Source organism: Mycobacterium sp. UM_CSW, from assembly GCF_000455205.1.
GTDB lineage: Bacteria > Actinomycetota > Actinomycetes > Mycobacteriales > Mycobacteriaceae > Mycobacterium.
Genome location: NZ_AUWQ01000022.1, coordinates 1 through 15,845, shown reverse-complemented (window position 1 = coordinate 15,845; position 15,845 = coordinate 1). Strand labels below are relative to the sequence as shown.

The following is a 15,845-nucleotide window of genomic DNA, read 5'->3' as shown; positions in this document are numbered from 1 at the left end:
AACGACATGACCCGTCGGTTCGACGAGAAGACGATCCTCATCAGTGGCGGAGCGAGGGGGATGGGCGCAGCCCACGCCCGCGCCTTCGTCGCCGAAGGCGGGCGCGTCGTCATCGGCGACGTGCTGGACGAGGAGGGCTTGCGGCTCGCCGAGGAGCTCGGCGAGGCGGCGCGCTACCAGCACCTCGACGTCACCGCGGAGGATCAGTGGCGTGAGATCGTGCAGCACGCCGAGAGCGAGTTCGGCTTGGTCTCCGTGTTGGTGAATAACGCGGGGATCGGCGCTGCGGGCCCGGTGGAGACCACGTCACTGGAGACCTGGCGGGCGGTCGTGTCGGTGAACCTCGACGGCGCGTTCCTCGGGTCGCGGGCCGTGCTGGGCTCGATGCGGACGGGCGGCAGTGGCGCGATCATCAACGTCTCCTCGTGGGCCGGTCTGCGTGGCGCCCCGTCCAGCGCGCCCTACACCGCCAGCAAGTTCGGCCTCGTCGGGCTCACCAAGGCCCTCGCCATGGAGGTCGCCGACCTCGGCATCCGGGTCAATTCCGTCCACCCTGGCTTCATTCGCACCCCGATCCTCGGCCCGCTCCAGGACGACGTCGTGGTCGGGAAGGTCCCCCTACGACGCATGGGCGCCTCCGAGGAGGTCTCACGCGTGGTCCTCTTCCTGGCCTCGGACGAGGCGAGCTACTGCACCGGGTCGGAGTTCGTGGTCGACGGCGGCTGGGCCGCGGGATCGCCTGTGGCGATCGGCGAGTCGAACGCGGCGTACGCCGCCCGCGTCGCGCCTGCCTGACTGCGCCGCGGCCTCAGTCCGCCGAGGCGGCGGCGAGCCGGAGGGGCCCGGCAGGCTCAGACGGTGCGAGGTTGTTCCCACGTCGCTGCCGCCGCGTAGGCAGTCGTAGCAGCCGTCATGCCGCGTGCCTATCGGGTCGGGTCGGCCAGCTGATGGGCTGGTCGCTCAGACCCCGGCCGGCACCTGGTAGGTGATCGGCTCGCGGACGGCGAACTCGTGGACGGCAGGCAGCACCTCGCGCGCGAAGAGCGCCGTGCTCTTATCGGCCACCTCTCGCGGCATGTTGCCGAAACGCATCACCAGCATGAACTCCTCGGGGTGGAATAAGTCGGCGATCTTTTGCAGCTTGGCGATGCACTGCTCCGGGGTGCCCCACAGGTGGTTGTCGAGGTAGGTCTGCGCCATGTTGTCCACGACGGCGTCCTTGTCGCCGCCGGCTGCCTCGGCGATGGCGGCGTAGTGCTCGTAGCCCTTGATGCTGGCGAAGTGGCCGCCCGCCGTCTCGTAGTTCCGGGCCGCGCTGTCGGCGTACTGCGGGACGAACTCGTAGGCGAGCGCGCGTGCCTCCTCCTCCGTCTCGGCGCAGATGGCGTTCATGTGGATGCGGGGACGGACCGGCTCGAGGCCGACCTCGGAACGAGCAGCGCTGAAGCTGGCGAGGTCGTCGACGTACTCGGCCCACGGCTTCTGGGGGATGATGAGCGGCTTCAACCCGTGACGTGCCCCCACTGGAGCCGACGACGGGGTCCCCCACGAGAAGTGCAGGTTGTCGATGATCTGCTGGGCATCGCGCGGTCGAGGGCGCATGGTGATGTTCTCGAAGTTGTAGTACTCACCGGCATAGGAGAACGACTCCTGCGACAGCGCCAGCTTGACGATGTCGACACTCTCCGAAAAGCGCTCCTTGGACTCCTCCATCTTGAGGCCAAGCTGGCGGAACTCCCGACGACCGGCCCCACGACCGAAGCCGATGTACGGCGTGCGGCCGCGCAACGCGTACTGGAGCATCGTGATGTCCTCGGCCATCCGGAGCGGGTGGTGCCACGGCAGCACCGCCACCATCGTCCCGACGTCCATCCGCGAGGTGGCGCCGGCGAAGAAGGTCAGCAGCTGGATCGGATTGGTGACCATCGTGTAGGGGCTGACGTGGTGCTCGACGGTCCACAGGGAGTCGAAGCCGAGGTCCTCGAGCTCGAGGGCAGACTCGATCTCCTCCTGGAAGCGCGTGGCGTCTGCGGCTGGGTCGAGAGCCGGCACAGGCTCACCCCGCTCCGCTGCCTCGAAGCGGTCCCAGTCTTGGTAGGCCTGGATGAACAAGGTGATCCCACAACGCATGTCTGCCTCCCGGATCCACTGCGGACGTGACGCCCGTCACGCTTTGCCGATCAGAGTGCCCCTCCTGGATACCAATGTCAATCGAGTAGACTTAGGTCTCGCGATAGTTCCCAGGATTGCACAGTGGCTCTGAATCTGATCGTTGTACTCCAGTGTCGCCAGGGCTACGGTGGCTGACACCCGGCGGCCACACCACGGTCGTCCATGACTGTCACCAGAGGGGACACATGGCTGAGCGAATGAGCGTCGAGGGGACCGTGGAGCCCGGCTTCGAGAGCGTGGCCGACGCCTTCTGCTCGAACTTCACCGACGGCGAGGAGGTCGGCGCCGCGCTCGCCGTATACGTCGGAGGTCGCTGCGTGGTCGACATCTGGGGTGGCCTCGCGGACCCCGCGCACGACCGGGCGTGGAAGCCCGACACGGTGACGCTCGTGTACTCGGCCACCAAGGGCGCCACCAGCATCGTGCTGCACCGACTCGCCGAGGAGGGACGACTGGACCTGGAGCGGCCCCTCGCCGACTACTGGCCCGAGTTCGGCGCCCACGGCAAAGACCGGATCACGGTGCGCGAGCTCGTGAGCCACCAGGCGGGCCTGCCGGTCCCGACGGAGCAGCTCACGCGGGAGGAGCTCTTCGCAGGGACCCCGGCGGCGCAGGCGCTGGCCGCGCAGGAGCCGCTGTGGGAGCCGGGGACGGCGCACGGTTACCACGCGCTGACCTTCGGGTGGCTCGTAAGCGAGCTGGTGCTCCGCGCGACCGGCTCGAGCGTGTCGGAGCTGTTCGGCGATCTGGTCGCGGGACCCCTCGGGCTCGACTTCTGGATCGGGCTCCCCGATGCGGTCGAGGTGGACTTCGCGCCACTGCTCGACGGGACGCCCGACCTCTCGACCGTCGAAAGCATCGCCGACCCGCAGGTCCGGGCCGGCGTCGAGGCGATGCTGGCCGCGATGGTCGATCCGCAGTCGCTGATGTCGCGGGTGTTCACGACCAACGGGGCTCTCCCGACACCGCACGCCGCAACCTGGAACACCCGCGACGCCCTTCGGCACGAGCAGCCTGCGGCCAACGGCGTGAGCAACGCCCGGTCCTTGGCCAAGATGTACGCCGCGACGCTGGGCGAGGTCGACGGCGTGCGCCTGCTGCGATCCGACACGGTCGACGCCGCACGGGCCGAGGTCGTCAGCGGCCCCGACCGGGTCACCCTGGGGCCTAGCCGCTACGCCTCGGGCTTCATGCTCGCAAGCCCGAGTGCGCCGCTGCTCGGCGACGACTCCTTCGGTCACCCCGGAGCCGGTGGCGCTCTCGGATTCGCCGACGTCGGGCACGGGGTGGGCTTCGGCTACACCCCGAACCAGCTGAGCAGAAGCCTGGTGGGAGAAGTGCGGACAGCGGTCATCGTGGAGGCGCTGCGACAGTGCCTGTGACTCGCGATCGGCTCGAAGTCCGTCCCGCGCTCATGATCACCCCTGGGCTCGCAGACCGGCCATCCAGAAGTCGGTGAGCACGTCGATCGCCACCGCGCGGTCGACGCCGTTCCAGATCCCGGTCAGCCAGCCGGCCGCGAAGTCGCTGAGCTGGGAGATGAGCAAGCCGAGCCGCAGGTGCACTTCGGCGCGTCGGTCCGGTCCCCACCGCTGCAGCAGGTGGGGCATCTCGGCCGCGAAGGTGCGGACGATGCGCTCGTTCTCGGCTGCGAACTCCGGCTCGAGCTGCAGGACCTGGACGACGATCAGCACCAAGTCGCGGTTGCGCACGTAGAACTCGAGGGCGTCGTCGAGCCAGGAGCGCATGTCATGCCGCGAGATGTCGGTGTGAGCGTCAAGTCGTCGGTAGAAGTCGATCGTCTCGGGCACGAGCTTGAGCCGGGCCAACTCCGCCACCGTGCGCCACTTGGCGTCGAAGTGGAGGTAGAACGTGGCCCGACTCGCGCCTGCTCGGGCGGCGATCTGACCGATCGTCGTCGCGGTGTAGCCCTGCTCGAAAAAGAGCTCCTCGCTGGCGTCCAGTAGCACCTTGGCGGTCGCCGCCTTCTGCGACTCCCGGATTGGGGGACGCTGGGGCGCTACCCGCTCGGTCGACACGACGCGAGTCTAGTCATTGGGCGCACCGCCTCGGGTATTTGGTCTCTTCGTCGTTGATGCATCTACCGGAGATCTCACCTGTCTCCGCTCATGACACACCGACCACAGCGGCTTGTGATCAACTTCTTAAACACGCGCTGGTCCACCAAGACCGCGGCCGAGGAGCTTGCCCGCTTCGGGGCGCCGTCAAAGCGATCTCGCCTGATGCCCGGGCGCGGATGATCGACTCGATGCCCGAGGAGGGTCCCAAGGCGATCGAAGCGCTGATCCCGATGGGTCGCTTCGCCGAGCCGACCGAGATCGCCGACGCTGTCCTCGTCCTCGTCCTCGTCCTCGTCCGACGCCGGCTACCTCACCGGGACCGTGCTGCCGCCGGTCGACGGGGCATCAGTCGAAGGTGATGACGCCGCGCAGGTTGAGGCCGGCTTCGAGGTCCTCGTAGCCCTTGTTGATCTCGTCGAGCGTGTAGCGCCTGGTGATCACCTCGTCGAGCTTGAGGTGGCCGCGCCGGTACATGTCAATCAGACGCGGCATGTCCCGGCCCATCGCGATCCCGCCGTATTGTGACCCTTGCAGCCGCTTCTGCGACAAGGTCAGATCGACCATGCTGAAGGGGTAGTCGAAGTTGCGCTGATCGCCGAGCCCGGTAACGACAACCGTGCCGCCCTTGCGGACCGAGGTGAGCGCCTGGGAGATCATGTCGCGTTCGAGGTTGCCGACCGTGATGATCGTCGTGTCGGCGCCCTGCCCGTTAGTCATCGAGCGGGCCAGGTCGGTTCCCTCCTCGATGCTCGCGCAGGTGTGGGTCGCGCCCAGCGCTTCGACCTGGGCGTGCCGATCGAGCAGGGGATCGACGCCGATCACGTTCGTCGCCCCGGCGTGGACGGCGCCCTGCACCGCGAAGACCCCGAGCCCGCCGGTCCCCATTACGATCACGGTGTTGCCGGGCTCGATCGATCCGAGGTTGACCGCGGAGCCCCAGCCGGTAGCCACGGCGCAGCCGATTAGGCAGGCTCGGTCGAGCGGCACCTCGGGATCGATCTTCACCACCGACATCGTGCTGACGGTGGTGAGTTCGGAGAAGGCCCCGATGCCGACGATCTGGCCCACCCGTTCGCCTTCATGGCTGAGGCGGAAGGTCGGTGGATCCTCGAAGCGACCACCGGTCATCAGGTGACGGCTGAGATCGCAGAGGTTCGAATGGCCGCTCTGGCACCAGCGGCAGTAGCCGCAGAACGGGAGCGCCGAGAGGATGACGTGGTCGCCGACCACGAATCCGGGCGTTTCGGGCCCGACCTCGACGACGACGCCGGCGCCCTCGTGGCCGCAGCAGATGGGGAGGTGGCCGACCGCGAGCCGGCCCGCCGAGATGTGGATCTCCGAATGGCACAGGCCCGAGCCCTTAATCTTCACGGTGATCTCGCCCTGGCGCGGCCCCTCGAGGTCGCACTCGAGGATCTCCCAAGGGGTGTTCAGCTCTGTCAACACCGCGGCCCGGGTCTTCATCGTGTGGTCATCGCACTGGTCGCGCTGGTCACACTGGTCCTCCCCGGGTAGACCGCTCGCGGTAGGGCGCGGCGGCAAGATCTAACATGAGGGTTCGGTTATTTTTTATAGGGCATGCCGGAGACCCTGTCAATCGGCTAGTCTCCACCCGGTGCCGGAGACTCAACGCAGGACCCAGGCGGAACGACGGGCCCTCGCCCGGGCGAAGATCACGTCCGCCGGGCTAGAGGCTCTGGCCGCGAAGGGCTACGACGCGATGACCTTCAGCGATGTCGCCAAACGGGCAGGCCTCTCGACCGGCGCACTCGCCCACTACTTCCCGCGCAAGCAAGACCTCTGCCTCGCGATCCTGGAGGATGCGGTCGCTGGGGGAGTGCAGCGGTTCCGGCGTCGGGTGAAGAAGGCGGCATCCCTGCCCGACCGCGACGAACGGATCCTCGACGACATCTTCATCGTCTTCTACGGACCGTTCTACCAGGCCTTTCTGTCGGTGCAGGTCGTCGCCCGCACCGATGCCGAACTGCGCCTCGCTCTGGACCGGATCTCCGAGGATGGCGTACGTCAGATCAGCGAGATCGCCGCCGCGGGCTGGGAGGTGGGTGTCGCGCCGGCGGACCCCAACTGGCTCACATTCGTCTGGCTCGTCGTCGACACCGCTCGAGGCGTCGCCGTCTCCCAGGCGAGGGACAGCATCGGCGTGAGCAGCGAGGTCTGGGTCCTCGCACGGCGGCTCCTGCTCCGGGAGCTGGGGGAGATACGCGGAAACCCATGATCCCGTCGGTTCGTCCGCGACCTTCAAAAACCGAATAGCCATGTGGTAACTTGAACCATCGTCTCAGACGACATCGTCGAGGGGAGAGGTGGTAGGCAATGACGGAGATCGACGTCGACGCGATCATCATCGGCGCGGGCTTCGGCGGCCTGCGCACGCTTCACGAGTTCCGTCGGCTCGAGCTCTCGACAATCCTGCTCGAGGCCGGATCCGACGTCGGTGGGACCTGGTACTGGAACTCCTATCCGGGCGCCCGTACCGACAGCGAGGCCTGGATCTACGCGATGAGCCACTCCCAGGAGATCCTCCAGGAGTGGGACTGGACGCACCGGTTCCCCCGTCAGGAGGAGGTGCAGCGCTACCTCTCCTTCGCGACGGATCGTCTCGGGTTACGGGAATACATCCGCTTCGACTCGCACGTCGACGCCGCGGCATACGACGAGGACTCGAGCACCTGGACGGTCACTCTGACCGGGGGCGACACGCTCTCCTCCCGATACGTCGTCTTCGCCACGGGGCTTCTCTCGGCGACCTACGTGCCGCCGTTCGAGGGCCTCGACGATTTCACGGGTGAGCTCTATCTCAGCGCCCGTTGGCCGAAGGACAAGACAGTGTCATTCGACGGGAAGCGGGTCGGAATCATCGGAACTGGTGCGACCGGCGTCCAGCTGGTGCCGGAGGTCGGCCGCCTGGCCGAGCACTTGACGGTCTTTCAGCGGACGCCCAACTGGGTCCTGCCTGGCCGTAACCATCCGATCGACGACGCCCAGCGGGCCGAGATCAAGCGCGACTACGCGACGATCTGGGAGCGCTGCCACAACCACTTCTACGGGTACGACATGACAGAACCGGCGCGCAATGGCGCCGACATGAGCCCCGAGGAGCTTCGCGCGGCGTTCGACGTCGGGTGGGAACGCGGTGGGTTCCACTTCGTCTTCGAAACCGTCTCCGACATGTTCTCCAATCCGGAGATCAACGAGGCCGCCTGCGAGTACATCCGGAAGAAGATCCGGGCGATCGTCAAGGATCCGGAGACCGCCGATCTTCTGTGCCCGAGGTATCCCTTGATGGCCAAGCGTCCGCCTCTCGGGCACTCCTACTACGAGATGTACAACCGCCCGAACGTGGAGCTCGTCGACGTCAGCACGGCGCCGATCGAGCGGATCACACCGAACGGTCTCAAGACGGCCGATGCCGAGTACGAGCTGGACATGATCATCCTCGCCACCGGGTTCGACGCTGGCACCGGCGCCATGACCTCGATCGACATCCGCGGACGCGGCGGTCGGAGCCTGCGCGAGAAGTGGGCCGACGGTCCGAGGACGTACCTCGGGATCGCGATCGACGAATTCCCCAACCTGTTCATGATCTCCGGTCCGCAGACCGTTTTCTCGAACATCCCGTTGGTGATCGATTTCACCGCGACCTGGATCGGACGCATGGTGGCGTGGATGGAGGAGAAGGGGATCGGGACCGCCGAGCCGACCGCCGAGGCGGTCGAGGCGTGGAACGGGCGGCTGGTGAAACTGCTGAGCCGACCATCGATCCTGACGGCGGGCATCGGGGTCCGGGCGTGGAACGTCGGCGCCAACATTCCGGGGAAGAAACACGCGGCGCTCTTCCTGCCCGGCAACCTCAACCTGTACGCCGATGTCTGCTACCAGGTCGAGGCGGACGGCTTCGAGGGCTTCACCTTTGCTAGAGAAGCCTCCATCCACGCCCTGAGTTAGTGCCAATCGATCGCGGCGTGACCGACATTGGGGCTCTAAGCCCGTCAACGCCAACGGAGGCTTTATCAGTTAGGGTGAGCCGGTCGGTGCGTCGCATCTGGGACAGGTCGTCGAGATCGTGCAGCAACTGCGGGGAGAAGCGGTAAGCGTCAGATCGACTCAGCCCGTGTTGGTTTGGCCCACGTCCTCGGCGCCGCCGGCAACTGCGCCGGGGACGATTCTGCGTCGCTGACCGCGACGAACGGAAAGGATCTCACGACGTGGCCGATTGGGTGTACGAGATGCAAGTTCCCGACGACGTTGGTGATCCCGACGAACTCGAGCAGTATCGTGCGTTGGCCATTGCCACGTGGCATACCGCCGTGGAGGCTTCCGGCGCAATGCCCGGCGAGCCAAAGACCGAACTGGTCAAGGTCAGCCCTGCGCATGCGCGCCTCGACCCAGTCACTGGCCGCGTGCCTGCCCGCGCTTGGCGTGTCACTGGGCCGGGCGCTTGAGCACCGTTGTGCCTGGCGATCCGCTGCGCGACCTTGTCGTAGTCACCGGAATCGGGGCAACTCAGTTCACCAGGAACTCCGGCGCACATTGAAGTCTCCGGACTCGCCGGGGCGGTTCACCGCGCCCCAATCAGGACACAGGGGCTGGGTCGAATGACACGAATCTTCCGCTGGCCGAGTGTGAACCTGCAGGTCACGCGATCGGGCGGTCGCGCGGTGGGTTGGCCACCAAAATCCATGGCGTGTTCGCGGTAGCTGCCGCGAGCAGAACGGGCGGCTCAAGCGGCAGCTCGCCGACGCGGAGCTGGAGAAGGACGCCCTGCGCGAGGTGGCCAAGGGAAAATTCTGAGCCCAGCCGCCAAGCGGCGCGCCGTGGACATGCTCAAGGACACGAGGAGCATGTCGGAACGGTTGGCATGCAAAGCGGTTGGGCTTGCCCGGTCGACCTACCGGACGTTGCCGATGGCAGCGACGCCAGCCGATCCCGATGCCGATCTGCGGGCGTGGTTGCGTGTCTACGCCACCAGACACCAGTGTCATGGGTTCCGGCGTGCCTGGGCGGCGCTGCCTCACGACGAGGGCCAGGTGCTCAACGTGAAGAAGGTGCACCGGCTGTGGTGCCAGGAGGGGCTGCAGCGCCGCGTGCACAACCCGCGCAGGGTGTCCTCGGTGCCGGAGGTGATCACCGATGCCCCGAAGATGGTGTGGGCGATCGACTTCCAATTCGGCTCGACCGTCGACGGCAAGGCGATCAAAATCGCCTCGATGGTCGACGAGCACACCCGCGAATCCTTGCTGCATCTGGTGGAACGGTCGATCATCGACGACCGTCTCGTCGTCGAGCTCGAGAAGGTGTTCGACGCAACCGGCGGACCGCCGATGGTGCTGCGGATGGACAACGGGCCGGCGTTGGTTTCTCAAGCGCTGCAACAGTTCTGCGTGAACAAGGTCGGTCTGTCCCACATTTCGCCCGGCACGCCGTGGAATATGGGGCCTCCGCGCACATGAAATCGGTCAGCGGAGGCATTTGGCCGAGCTCGACCGTCAGTCTGTCGGCAGGGCGACTGATTCAGTGAATCCCGGCCAGTTGGCGTGCTTTTCGGCGACGCCGACCATTTCTTTCCACTTAGCCGGGCTCGTCTCGGTGACGACCATGTTGAAACTGCGGGCAAGCCGGAACTCCAAGACGGTGGCCCCTTCCGGGCCCGCGCGGTAACCGTAAGGCCGCTCGGCGAGGACCAAGAATCCACCGCCCGGGTCGATGCGCCTGCGACCGAGCAGGATCCATCCGCATTGAACGTAGTACAGGCAGTCGACGTCGTGGTGGTGAGCCGGCAGGATGAAGTCGGGGGCCAGCCGAATGTTGGTGAGGCTGAAGCCGTCCGGCCTGCTGTCTTCGAATACGACGTCGACGACAGTTCCGGCGAGAAGAAAGGAGATGTCGAATTGCTCGACGATTCCTGGTGGAAACTCCGGATAGCTCATGACGTCGGTAACGGGCCCTAGCGACGCTCCCGAGTAGACGCTGATCCCCGGGGCCCGCCCGGCAGTCGCGTCGACAGAAGCGTTCCCTTGCTCGACGGTTGGCAATACGTCAGACATGCACTCACCCTTCGTAGTAGACGGTTCACGGCGTCTCGACTCGGTATTCGACCGAACGAGCAGCTCTCCTTGCCCCTAGGGCGTCACCATGTGCCGAGCCTGCGGTCCGTCGTCCTCGCGATGGCGTGATCCGTCGCGGCGAGGCCGGCCAGGTACCACCACCGCCGAGCGGGACAGTATCGCGTCATTTTGTGAAGTAGCCACCGATCTCACTGGCTTTCAGCCAGGGCCGCCAAGTGCAGACTGAGCGGCGGGTAGTTTGTGATCTCCCAGCCTCCGTCCACCACCAGGCTCGTGCCCGTGACATACGACGCGCGATCTCCGGCCAGGTAAAGGCATACGTCAGCGATTTCCTCCGGACTGGCGGCTCGGCGCATCGGGATGCGATTCATGAAGTCCTCGCGGACTCGTCCGATTCCCAGCAGCGGGCTCGTCATCGGAGTATCGACCAATCCCGGCAGCACGGCATTGACGCGAATATCGTGAGCAGCCAGCTCTAAAGCGGCGTTCTTGCTGAACATCTCGACGCCTGCCTTGGCTGCGGCGTAACTGCTGCCCAACTCCATCGGAACATGGGCGTTGAGCGAAGCTACATTGATGATCGCCCCGCCGCCACCGGTTTCGGTGATGCGGCGCCCTTCGTGCTTGGTGCACAGAAATGTGCCCTTGAGTACGACATCGACGGTGAAATCCCAGGTGGATTCGTCCATGTCGGTGATCGCGCCGATGCTGCTCGCTCCGGCGATGTTGAACCCCAAGTGCATGCCTCCGAAGTGGTTCTGGGCTATCGCAGCGGCCGCGATCACCTGCTCCTCAATCCGGACATCGGTGATCGCGGGCGCGAAGTTCGGACCCATATCGGCTGCGGCCCGGTTCAGATTGTCCTCGGAGATGTCGGCGCCGACGACTTTCGCACCGTCCTGGATCAACTGCCGCGAGACGGCCAGTCCGATGCCTGACGCGGCCCCAGTTACCAAAGCGACTTTTCCGTCAAATGCACTCATTTATTGGATCTTTCGGCCCCGTACTTCTTGGGCGGGCGGTGAAACAACCAAACCGGAGCCGGGGACACCAGGCCTCCTTGCCGCGAAGTGTGTGCTTGTCAGCGGCAAGATTAGCCTCGCCCCCACATCGCCGAAAGTGCACGAAAGTGGACAGTTCGCATGCGCCGACGTTTACTCGATGCGTGGGCGACGTCACTTCTGAACTGCGGGTAGCAGACTACGAGAAGGTGTTCGCGGTGCTCGACGCCTGTGACACCACGGCCGACTTTGCCGAGTTCCGCCTGGCCGTCGTGCGTGCGGTCAGCGAGGTGTTCGACGTTCAAGGAGTCACGTTTTTCACCGGAGCGACGTTGGCCGAGGCCTTCGCCGACACCACGCCGGTGATCACGGGCGACGCTACTGGAGCGAAGCTGGGTGACTATCTGAGCAGGTGGCGCGAGCACGACGTGTTTGCGACCCCAACCGCCCTGGATCGGCTGCGCACGGCTGGATCGGTCAGCCTGCTTGACTTGCCGTCAGTTCGGGACTCCGCGCCGCCGTTTGTCACGCAGTTTCTCTACGCGGCCGGTGTTCAGTCGGGTAACGCGTTCACCTTTCCGATGGGGACCGCGACGCACGGGCTGATCGGTTTGTTCGACCCCGACCCGGATGCAGTCAGTGCCCGTGACGCGGCGGCACTCCGCTCGTTGTGCCGCCGCTTGAGCGGGCTGTCGCGTCTGCTGGCGCCCTCTCGGGTACGACTCGACCCGCTGGCGCAGTTGCCGAAACGGCAACGCGACGTGGTGGAGTTGCTTGCCCGCGGACGGACGAATCGCCAGATCGCCGAAGCATTGTGGCTCACCGAGGATACCGTCAAGAAGTACGTGAGCCGGGCCCTGACAACAACGGGCTGCCAATCGCGTACCGAGCTCGCAGTCCTCGCGGCTACAGACTGACGTCAGGTGACGAGGTGCCGAAGCACGTTGGTCCTCTTCCGTTGCCACATCGGTGTTGCGGCGGGTCGCGAGATGTTCAGGTTTGACACTCGATGACGCCGAACGCCGTGAAGTGCTGGCACTGGGCGGCCGAACCAATTAGTTGTAGGGTCGCCAGGGCGCTGGCCGCGGCGGCGGTGTGGGCGTTGTTCGGCGACGCTGGCATGGCGTGGGTCCAGCCGTCCAAGATCACCGGCAGGTCAGTCGGCCGACTCGGTTACCACCTCCACCTCGATGTCGTCAGTGGCCGGATCTTTCTTCAGCCGGTCGAGTCGCTGGCGCTCGAACCGGATGACGAGCATGGACAGGACAACGAGCGCCAGACCGGAGAGCGACATGAAGATGAAGGCTCCGAGGTAGGACGTCGGTGAGGGCATGGGCACGCCGTTGATCGGTACCAGGTTGCTCGCGAGGAATCGCGGAGAAGACCAGCGGGCCCACGGCGGCACCTATCGACTTCATCACCTGGTTCAGGTTGGCGGCCTCACTGGTGCGCTCTGACGCGACCGCCGGCAGCAACAGATTCGGGATGGCCGAATAGACGAAGGCGATGCCAATCAGCCCCAATAGGACGCCGCCGATGAGGATCGGCGGCTTGGTGCCGCCGAACACGAGGGCTGTATAGCCGACGAAGATGATGAGGCTTCCCACCAGCATTGCGACGCCAGCGCCCGTGTCCGTGGACATTCGGCCCGCGAGTGGGCTGAAGAGAGCACCGCCGATGAGCGTCCCGGGTGCGATGACGAGCGCTGCGCCCAAGGCGGTCTGGCCGAGGCCGATGCCTGTCGCCGACGGCGCTTGAAAGACGACCGAAGTGACAATGGCCGCGGAGAACAAGCCGGTCGTCGCGATGAACATTGAGAGGTGGGCGATCGGGACGCGCGGGTCCCGGGCGACCGCAGATCCACCGCTGGGGTCTTGACCCGAAGTTCGTAGATCACCCAGCCGACGATGTGATCATCGGCGAGTACCAGCAGGGTGAGTAGGAGGGTTGTACTAGTGCCAAACGCGCGGGGGCGGAAATCGCCGGCTCCCGCGACATATCGCCCAGGGCCACGGCGCGTGGCCGAGGAGGGCAGCTGGTTGGTTAAGGCCAGTCCGGCCATCACGATGCACACCGTGACGGCACCGAGGATCGTTATGACGTGGCCCGGTAGGGTTGCGAGTCCAGTGCCCGCTGCTCAGACGTACGAGGGCACGGTCTAGCAGGTCCATCCATCCCGCTGGCTCACCTCAGGGGTGATGACCCTCATCGGGCTGAATAGCCGTCGAGCAGTCCTGTAAGCCCCGATGGACCGTGCGGGCCGATGTGCATCTGCTCAAGCACACCGATGCCGGTTCTGTCACCCATCGTTGCCGTGACGACGTTCTGCACATGAAGTGAGCTGAAGTCCACGGGGTCGACGTCATGAAGTGGAAGCGACTCTCGCCCGACCTCGAGTGCTCCATGCAGTGTGCCGTGGGCCCAGTACGGATGTGCGTAGCCGATACCGCGCATCCTAAAGGCGAAGTGTTTCTCCAATTCGATGGTGACTTGTCCTTCCACGGGGTCCTCGAACCGCAGCTGCGCTCGTTTCATTTCCCGCGTTCCAGGCTTCCATTCCAACTCGTATTCGATATTCCGACAGCGGCGTACGCCGGCGGTACTCCACGGCGCAGCATCGGTTGGTAGGGGCTGCAGCACCAGGGCGGTCTCCAACCACCGCGATCCGTCGGCGTGCTCGTGCAGCGCAAGGTGGGTGAAGCGATCATTGAAATGAAGTGGTGCCCATAGCCAGAACAACTGAAACTCGCCCATCTGACGCTGGTTCGGCACCTGATCACCCAACGGGCGAAGACCCCAGGAACGGTCCCTGGTGCCCGAAACTTGCCATGCTTCGACCCCAATCTTGACGCCGTCGACGGTGATGGTGCCCTGCCACGTGCCCCATTGGGTCATCCGCGTGTGATCCATCAGGAGTACACCTTCGGGACTCAATCGTCGCTGCCGCGGTTCCTCCACAGCAACGGTCACTGCCCGGAACGTTAGATCGCAGGAAATACCGTGCTCGTTTGGCTCGACGTAGAAGCGGATGACTCGCATCGGGGCTAGCACCTCCATATGGACCGGCCCCACGCTGGTCGTCCGGTCGAGCGGCATCGTTCCCGATGCGAAGATCGAGTGCTCGACCCCGTCCAGCACCACGCTGAACGCAGCATCGATAACTCCTCGGACCGGATATAGCCCCATGGCCGCGCCGAAAAAAAGACCGCCATCGTTCTGGTGTCCGTTGAACCAGTACCGGTCATAGTGGTTCGGGTCGCCGCTGACCAGATGCGCTATCGGATCCGCGCTGGAATGAATCGGGTAGTCGTCGAATGGATTAAGCACATTTACCCTTCGATCGGTGTATTGCGCAGGTGACCATTCAGTGGATCGCAGCCTCCAGCAGCTCGCCACAGTCGTAGTCGGACGCGATCTTGCGAAGTGCCGCAATGCTCGCCTCGTCGAATCCGATGCCGTTCTCGCGGTAGTCAAGCTCGCGGTAATGCTCCATTTCCCCAGGGGTATAGATGCGGTCGACACCGGGCGCGGTGCGCTCGCTGCGGAGCTCACCGGCGTACTCCGCGACTGTGTCTTCGAGGCGCCCTTCGTCCAGGAAGAACTCCGGCTTGAAGAGCATGAACGAGTGCCCGACACCAAAAGGCACGTCTGGACGCACTCGGGCCCAGTTTGCGAGATTATCCGAGTTGTCCCCCCCGCCATTGACCTTCGATCCGACATCTGCGCCGGCTAGCGCCCCACCAAAAAGCTCGCACATGAGTGCCAGCCCATAGCCTTTGTAGCCGGCGATAGGAAGGAGACCGGCGACCTTGGTGGGATCGGTCGTCGGCAGGCCGTCCCTATCGACGATCGACCCTTCTCGCACCGACTCTCCGCGCATGGCGGCAGCTTCCACGACGCTGCCCGCGGTGACGCTCATCGCCAGGTCCAGAATGACCGGAATTCCGTCACGGCTGGGGAAGCCATAAGCAAGCGGACCGTTACCCATTGCGGCACGAGTCCCCCCGGTGGGCACCAGGACGAGCGGCGTGCTTGTCATGATCAGCGATGCGAACCCGGCTTCCGCCGCCATGAGCGCGTAGAAGCCGCCCGCCCCGAAATGATTGCTGTTGCGTACGAGCACGGTTGAGACGCCGGTGGTCTCTGCCTTAGCCATGGCGAGCTTGGTCGCTTTATAGGAGAGGACGTGACCTTCCCCGCCACCTCCCTCAATCACTGCCGTCGCCGGTGTTTCCGAAACGACCGTGAAGCCTCCGCGCGGGTTGATGGCGCCGCCACGCAGGCCGGTCAGGTACCTCCAGAGAGGCTGGGTGCCGTGCGAATGGACGCCGCGGAGATCGGTGCGAACGAGGACCTCTGCGACGATGTCAGCGTCCTCCTCGGTCATGCCCTCGGCGATCAGCGGTACCCGCACGAACGACTTGAGGCGGTCTGCATCGACGCGGAAGCCCTCCTGTAGGTGCTGGCTGCCTTGCATCTTCACGTCAGTTGTCATGCGGCTCTCC

The 15,845-nt window shown here is 65.3% G+C and carries 16 protein-coding genes; 8 read left to right on the top strand and 8 right to left on the bottom strand.

Annotated elements, in window-relative coordinates:
• Positions 1 to 6: 6 nt before the first annotated feature.
• Positions 7 to 795: a glucose 1-dehydrogenase gene (locus tag N415_RS09365; RefSeq protein ID WP_068180057.1), complete on the top strand. Its 789-nt coding sequence runs from the start codon at positions 7 to 9 to the stop codon at positions 793 to 795.
• 165 nt (positions 796 to 960) lie between these two features.
• Here the strand turns inward: N415_RS09365 and N415_RS09360 are convergent, their stop codons facing one another.
• Positions 961 to 2,130 (bottom strand): LLM class flavin-dependent oxidoreductase, encoded by a 1,170-nt coding sequence (locus N415_RS09360; protein WP_068180056.1) that lies wholly within the window; start codon positions 2,128 to 2,130, stop codon positions 961 to 963.
• A 227-nt stretch (positions 2,131 to 2,357) separates the two neighbouring features.
• On the opposite strand from N415_RS09360, the gene N415_RS09355 reads away from it, so the two are divergent.
• Positions 2,358 to 3,554, top strand: a complete 1,197-nt coding sequence (locus N415_RS09355) for a serine hydrolase domain-containing protein (RefSeq protein ID WP_239645476.1) — start codon at positions 2,358 to 2,360, stop codon at positions 3,552 to 3,554.
• 36 nt (positions 3,555 to 3,590) lie between these two features.
• Here N415_RS09355 and N415_RS09350 read toward each other — a convergent pair whose 3' ends face one another.
• The gene (locus N415_RS09350) at positions 3,591 to 4,211 is read right to left on the bottom strand and encodes a TetR/AcrR family transcriptional regulator (RefSeq protein ID WP_068180052.1); all 621 of its coding nucleotides are present in this window, start codon (positions 4,209 to 4,211) and stop codon (positions 3,591 to 3,593) included.
• Between the two features lie 230 nt (positions 4,212 to 4,441).
• Between N415_RS09350 and N415_RS31890 the strand changes: the two genes are divergently transcribed.
• Complete coding sequence (locus N415_RS31890; RefSeq protein ID WP_161630288.1) at positions 4,442 to 4,612, top strand: hypothetical protein; 171 nt, start codon at positions 4,442 to 4,444, stop codon at positions 4,610 to 4,612.
• Here the strand turns inward: N415_RS31890 and N415_RS09340 are convergent.
• Positions 4,599 to 5,717 carry an NDMA-dependent alcohol dehydrogenase gene (locus tag N415_RS09340; protein ID WP_068180039.1) on the bottom strand — a complete coding sequence of 373 codons (1,119 nt, stop codon included), beginning with the start codon at positions 5,715 to 5,717 and terminating at the stop codon, positions 4,599 to 4,601. The genes N415_RS31890 and N415_RS09340 overlap by 14 nt on opposite strands.
• Before the next feature lie 151 nt (positions 5,718 to 5,868).
• Between N415_RS09340 and N415_RS09335 the strand changes: the two genes are divergently transcribed.
• From N415_RS09335 to N415_RS09320, 4 genes are all read left to right on the top strand, one after another.
• The gene (locus N415_RS09335; RefSeq protein ID WP_068180036.1) at positions 5,869 to 6,489 is read left to right on the top strand and encodes a TetR/AcrR family transcriptional regulator; all 621 of its coding nucleotides are present in this window, start codon (positions 5,869 to 5,871) and stop codon (positions 6,487 to 6,489) included.
• Between the two features lie 98 nt (positions 6,490 to 6,587).
• A complete protein-coding gene (locus N415_RS09330) occupies positions 6,588 to 8,219 on the top strand; it encodes an NAD(P)/FAD-dependent oxidoreductase (RefSeq protein ID WP_068180033.1) in 1,632 nt (543 codons plus the stop codon).
• Between the two features lie 260 nt (positions 8,220 to 8,479).
• Positions 8,480 to 8,716, top strand: coding sequence for a hypothetical protein (locus N415_RS31885; RefSeq protein ID WP_161630287.1), 237 nt, complete (start codon positions 8,480 to 8,482; stop codon positions 8,714 to 8,716).
• A 462-nt stretch (positions 8,717 to 9,178) separates the two neighbouring features.
• Complete coding sequence (locus N415_RS09320; RefSeq protein WP_161630286.1) at positions 9,179 to 9,724, top strand: DDE-type integrase/transposase/recombinase; 546 nt, start codon at positions 9,179 to 9,181, stop codon at positions 9,722 to 9,724.
• A gap of 36 nt (positions 9,725 to 9,760) precedes the next feature.
• Here N415_RS09320 and N415_RS09315 read toward each other — a convergent pair whose 3' ends face one another.
• A complete protein-coding gene (locus N415_RS09315; protein WP_152531309.1) occupies positions 9,761 to 10,318 on the bottom strand; it encodes a cupin in 558 nt (185 codons plus the stop codon).
• Between the two features lie 209 nt (positions 10,319 to 10,527).
• Positions 10,528 to 11,322, bottom strand: coding sequence for an SDR family NAD(P)-dependent oxidoreductase (locus N415_RS09310; RefSeq protein ID WP_068180026.1), 795 nt, complete (start codon positions 11,320 to 11,322; stop codon positions 10,528 to 10,530).
• 227 nt (positions 11,323 to 11,549) lie between these two features.
• On the opposite strand from N415_RS09310, the gene N415_RS09305 reads away from it, so the two are divergent.
• The gene (locus tag N415_RS09305) at positions 11,550 to 12,257 is read left to right on the top strand and encodes a helix-turn-helix transcriptional regulator (RefSeq protein WP_161630285.1); all 708 of its coding nucleotides are present in this window, start codon (positions 11,550 to 11,552) and stop codon (positions 12,255 to 12,257) included.
• Between the two features lie 279 nt (positions 12,258 to 12,536).
• On the opposite strand, the gene N415_RS31380 is transcribed toward N415_RS09305, so the two are convergent.
• From N415_RS31380 to N415_RS09290, 3 genes are all read right to left on the bottom strand, one after another.
• Positions 12,537 to 13,154 (bottom strand): hypothetical protein, encoded by a 618-nt coding sequence (locus N415_RS31380; protein WP_152531308.1) that lies wholly within the window; start codon positions 13,152 to 13,154, stop codon positions 12,537 to 12,539.
• Between the two features lie 391 nt (positions 13,155 to 13,545).
• The gene (locus N415_RS09295) at positions 13,546 to 14,667 is read right to left on the bottom strand and encodes a hypothetical protein (RefSeq protein ID WP_068180018.1); all 1,122 of its coding nucleotides are present in this window, start codon (positions 14,665 to 14,667) and stop codon (positions 13,546 to 13,548) included.
• Positions 14,668 to 14,704: 37 nt separating this feature from the next.
• Positions 14,705 to 15,845: Ldh family oxidoreductase (locus N415_RS09290; RefSeq protein WP_068180016.1), on the bottom strand; the 1,141-nt coding region annotated here is incomplete at its 5' end.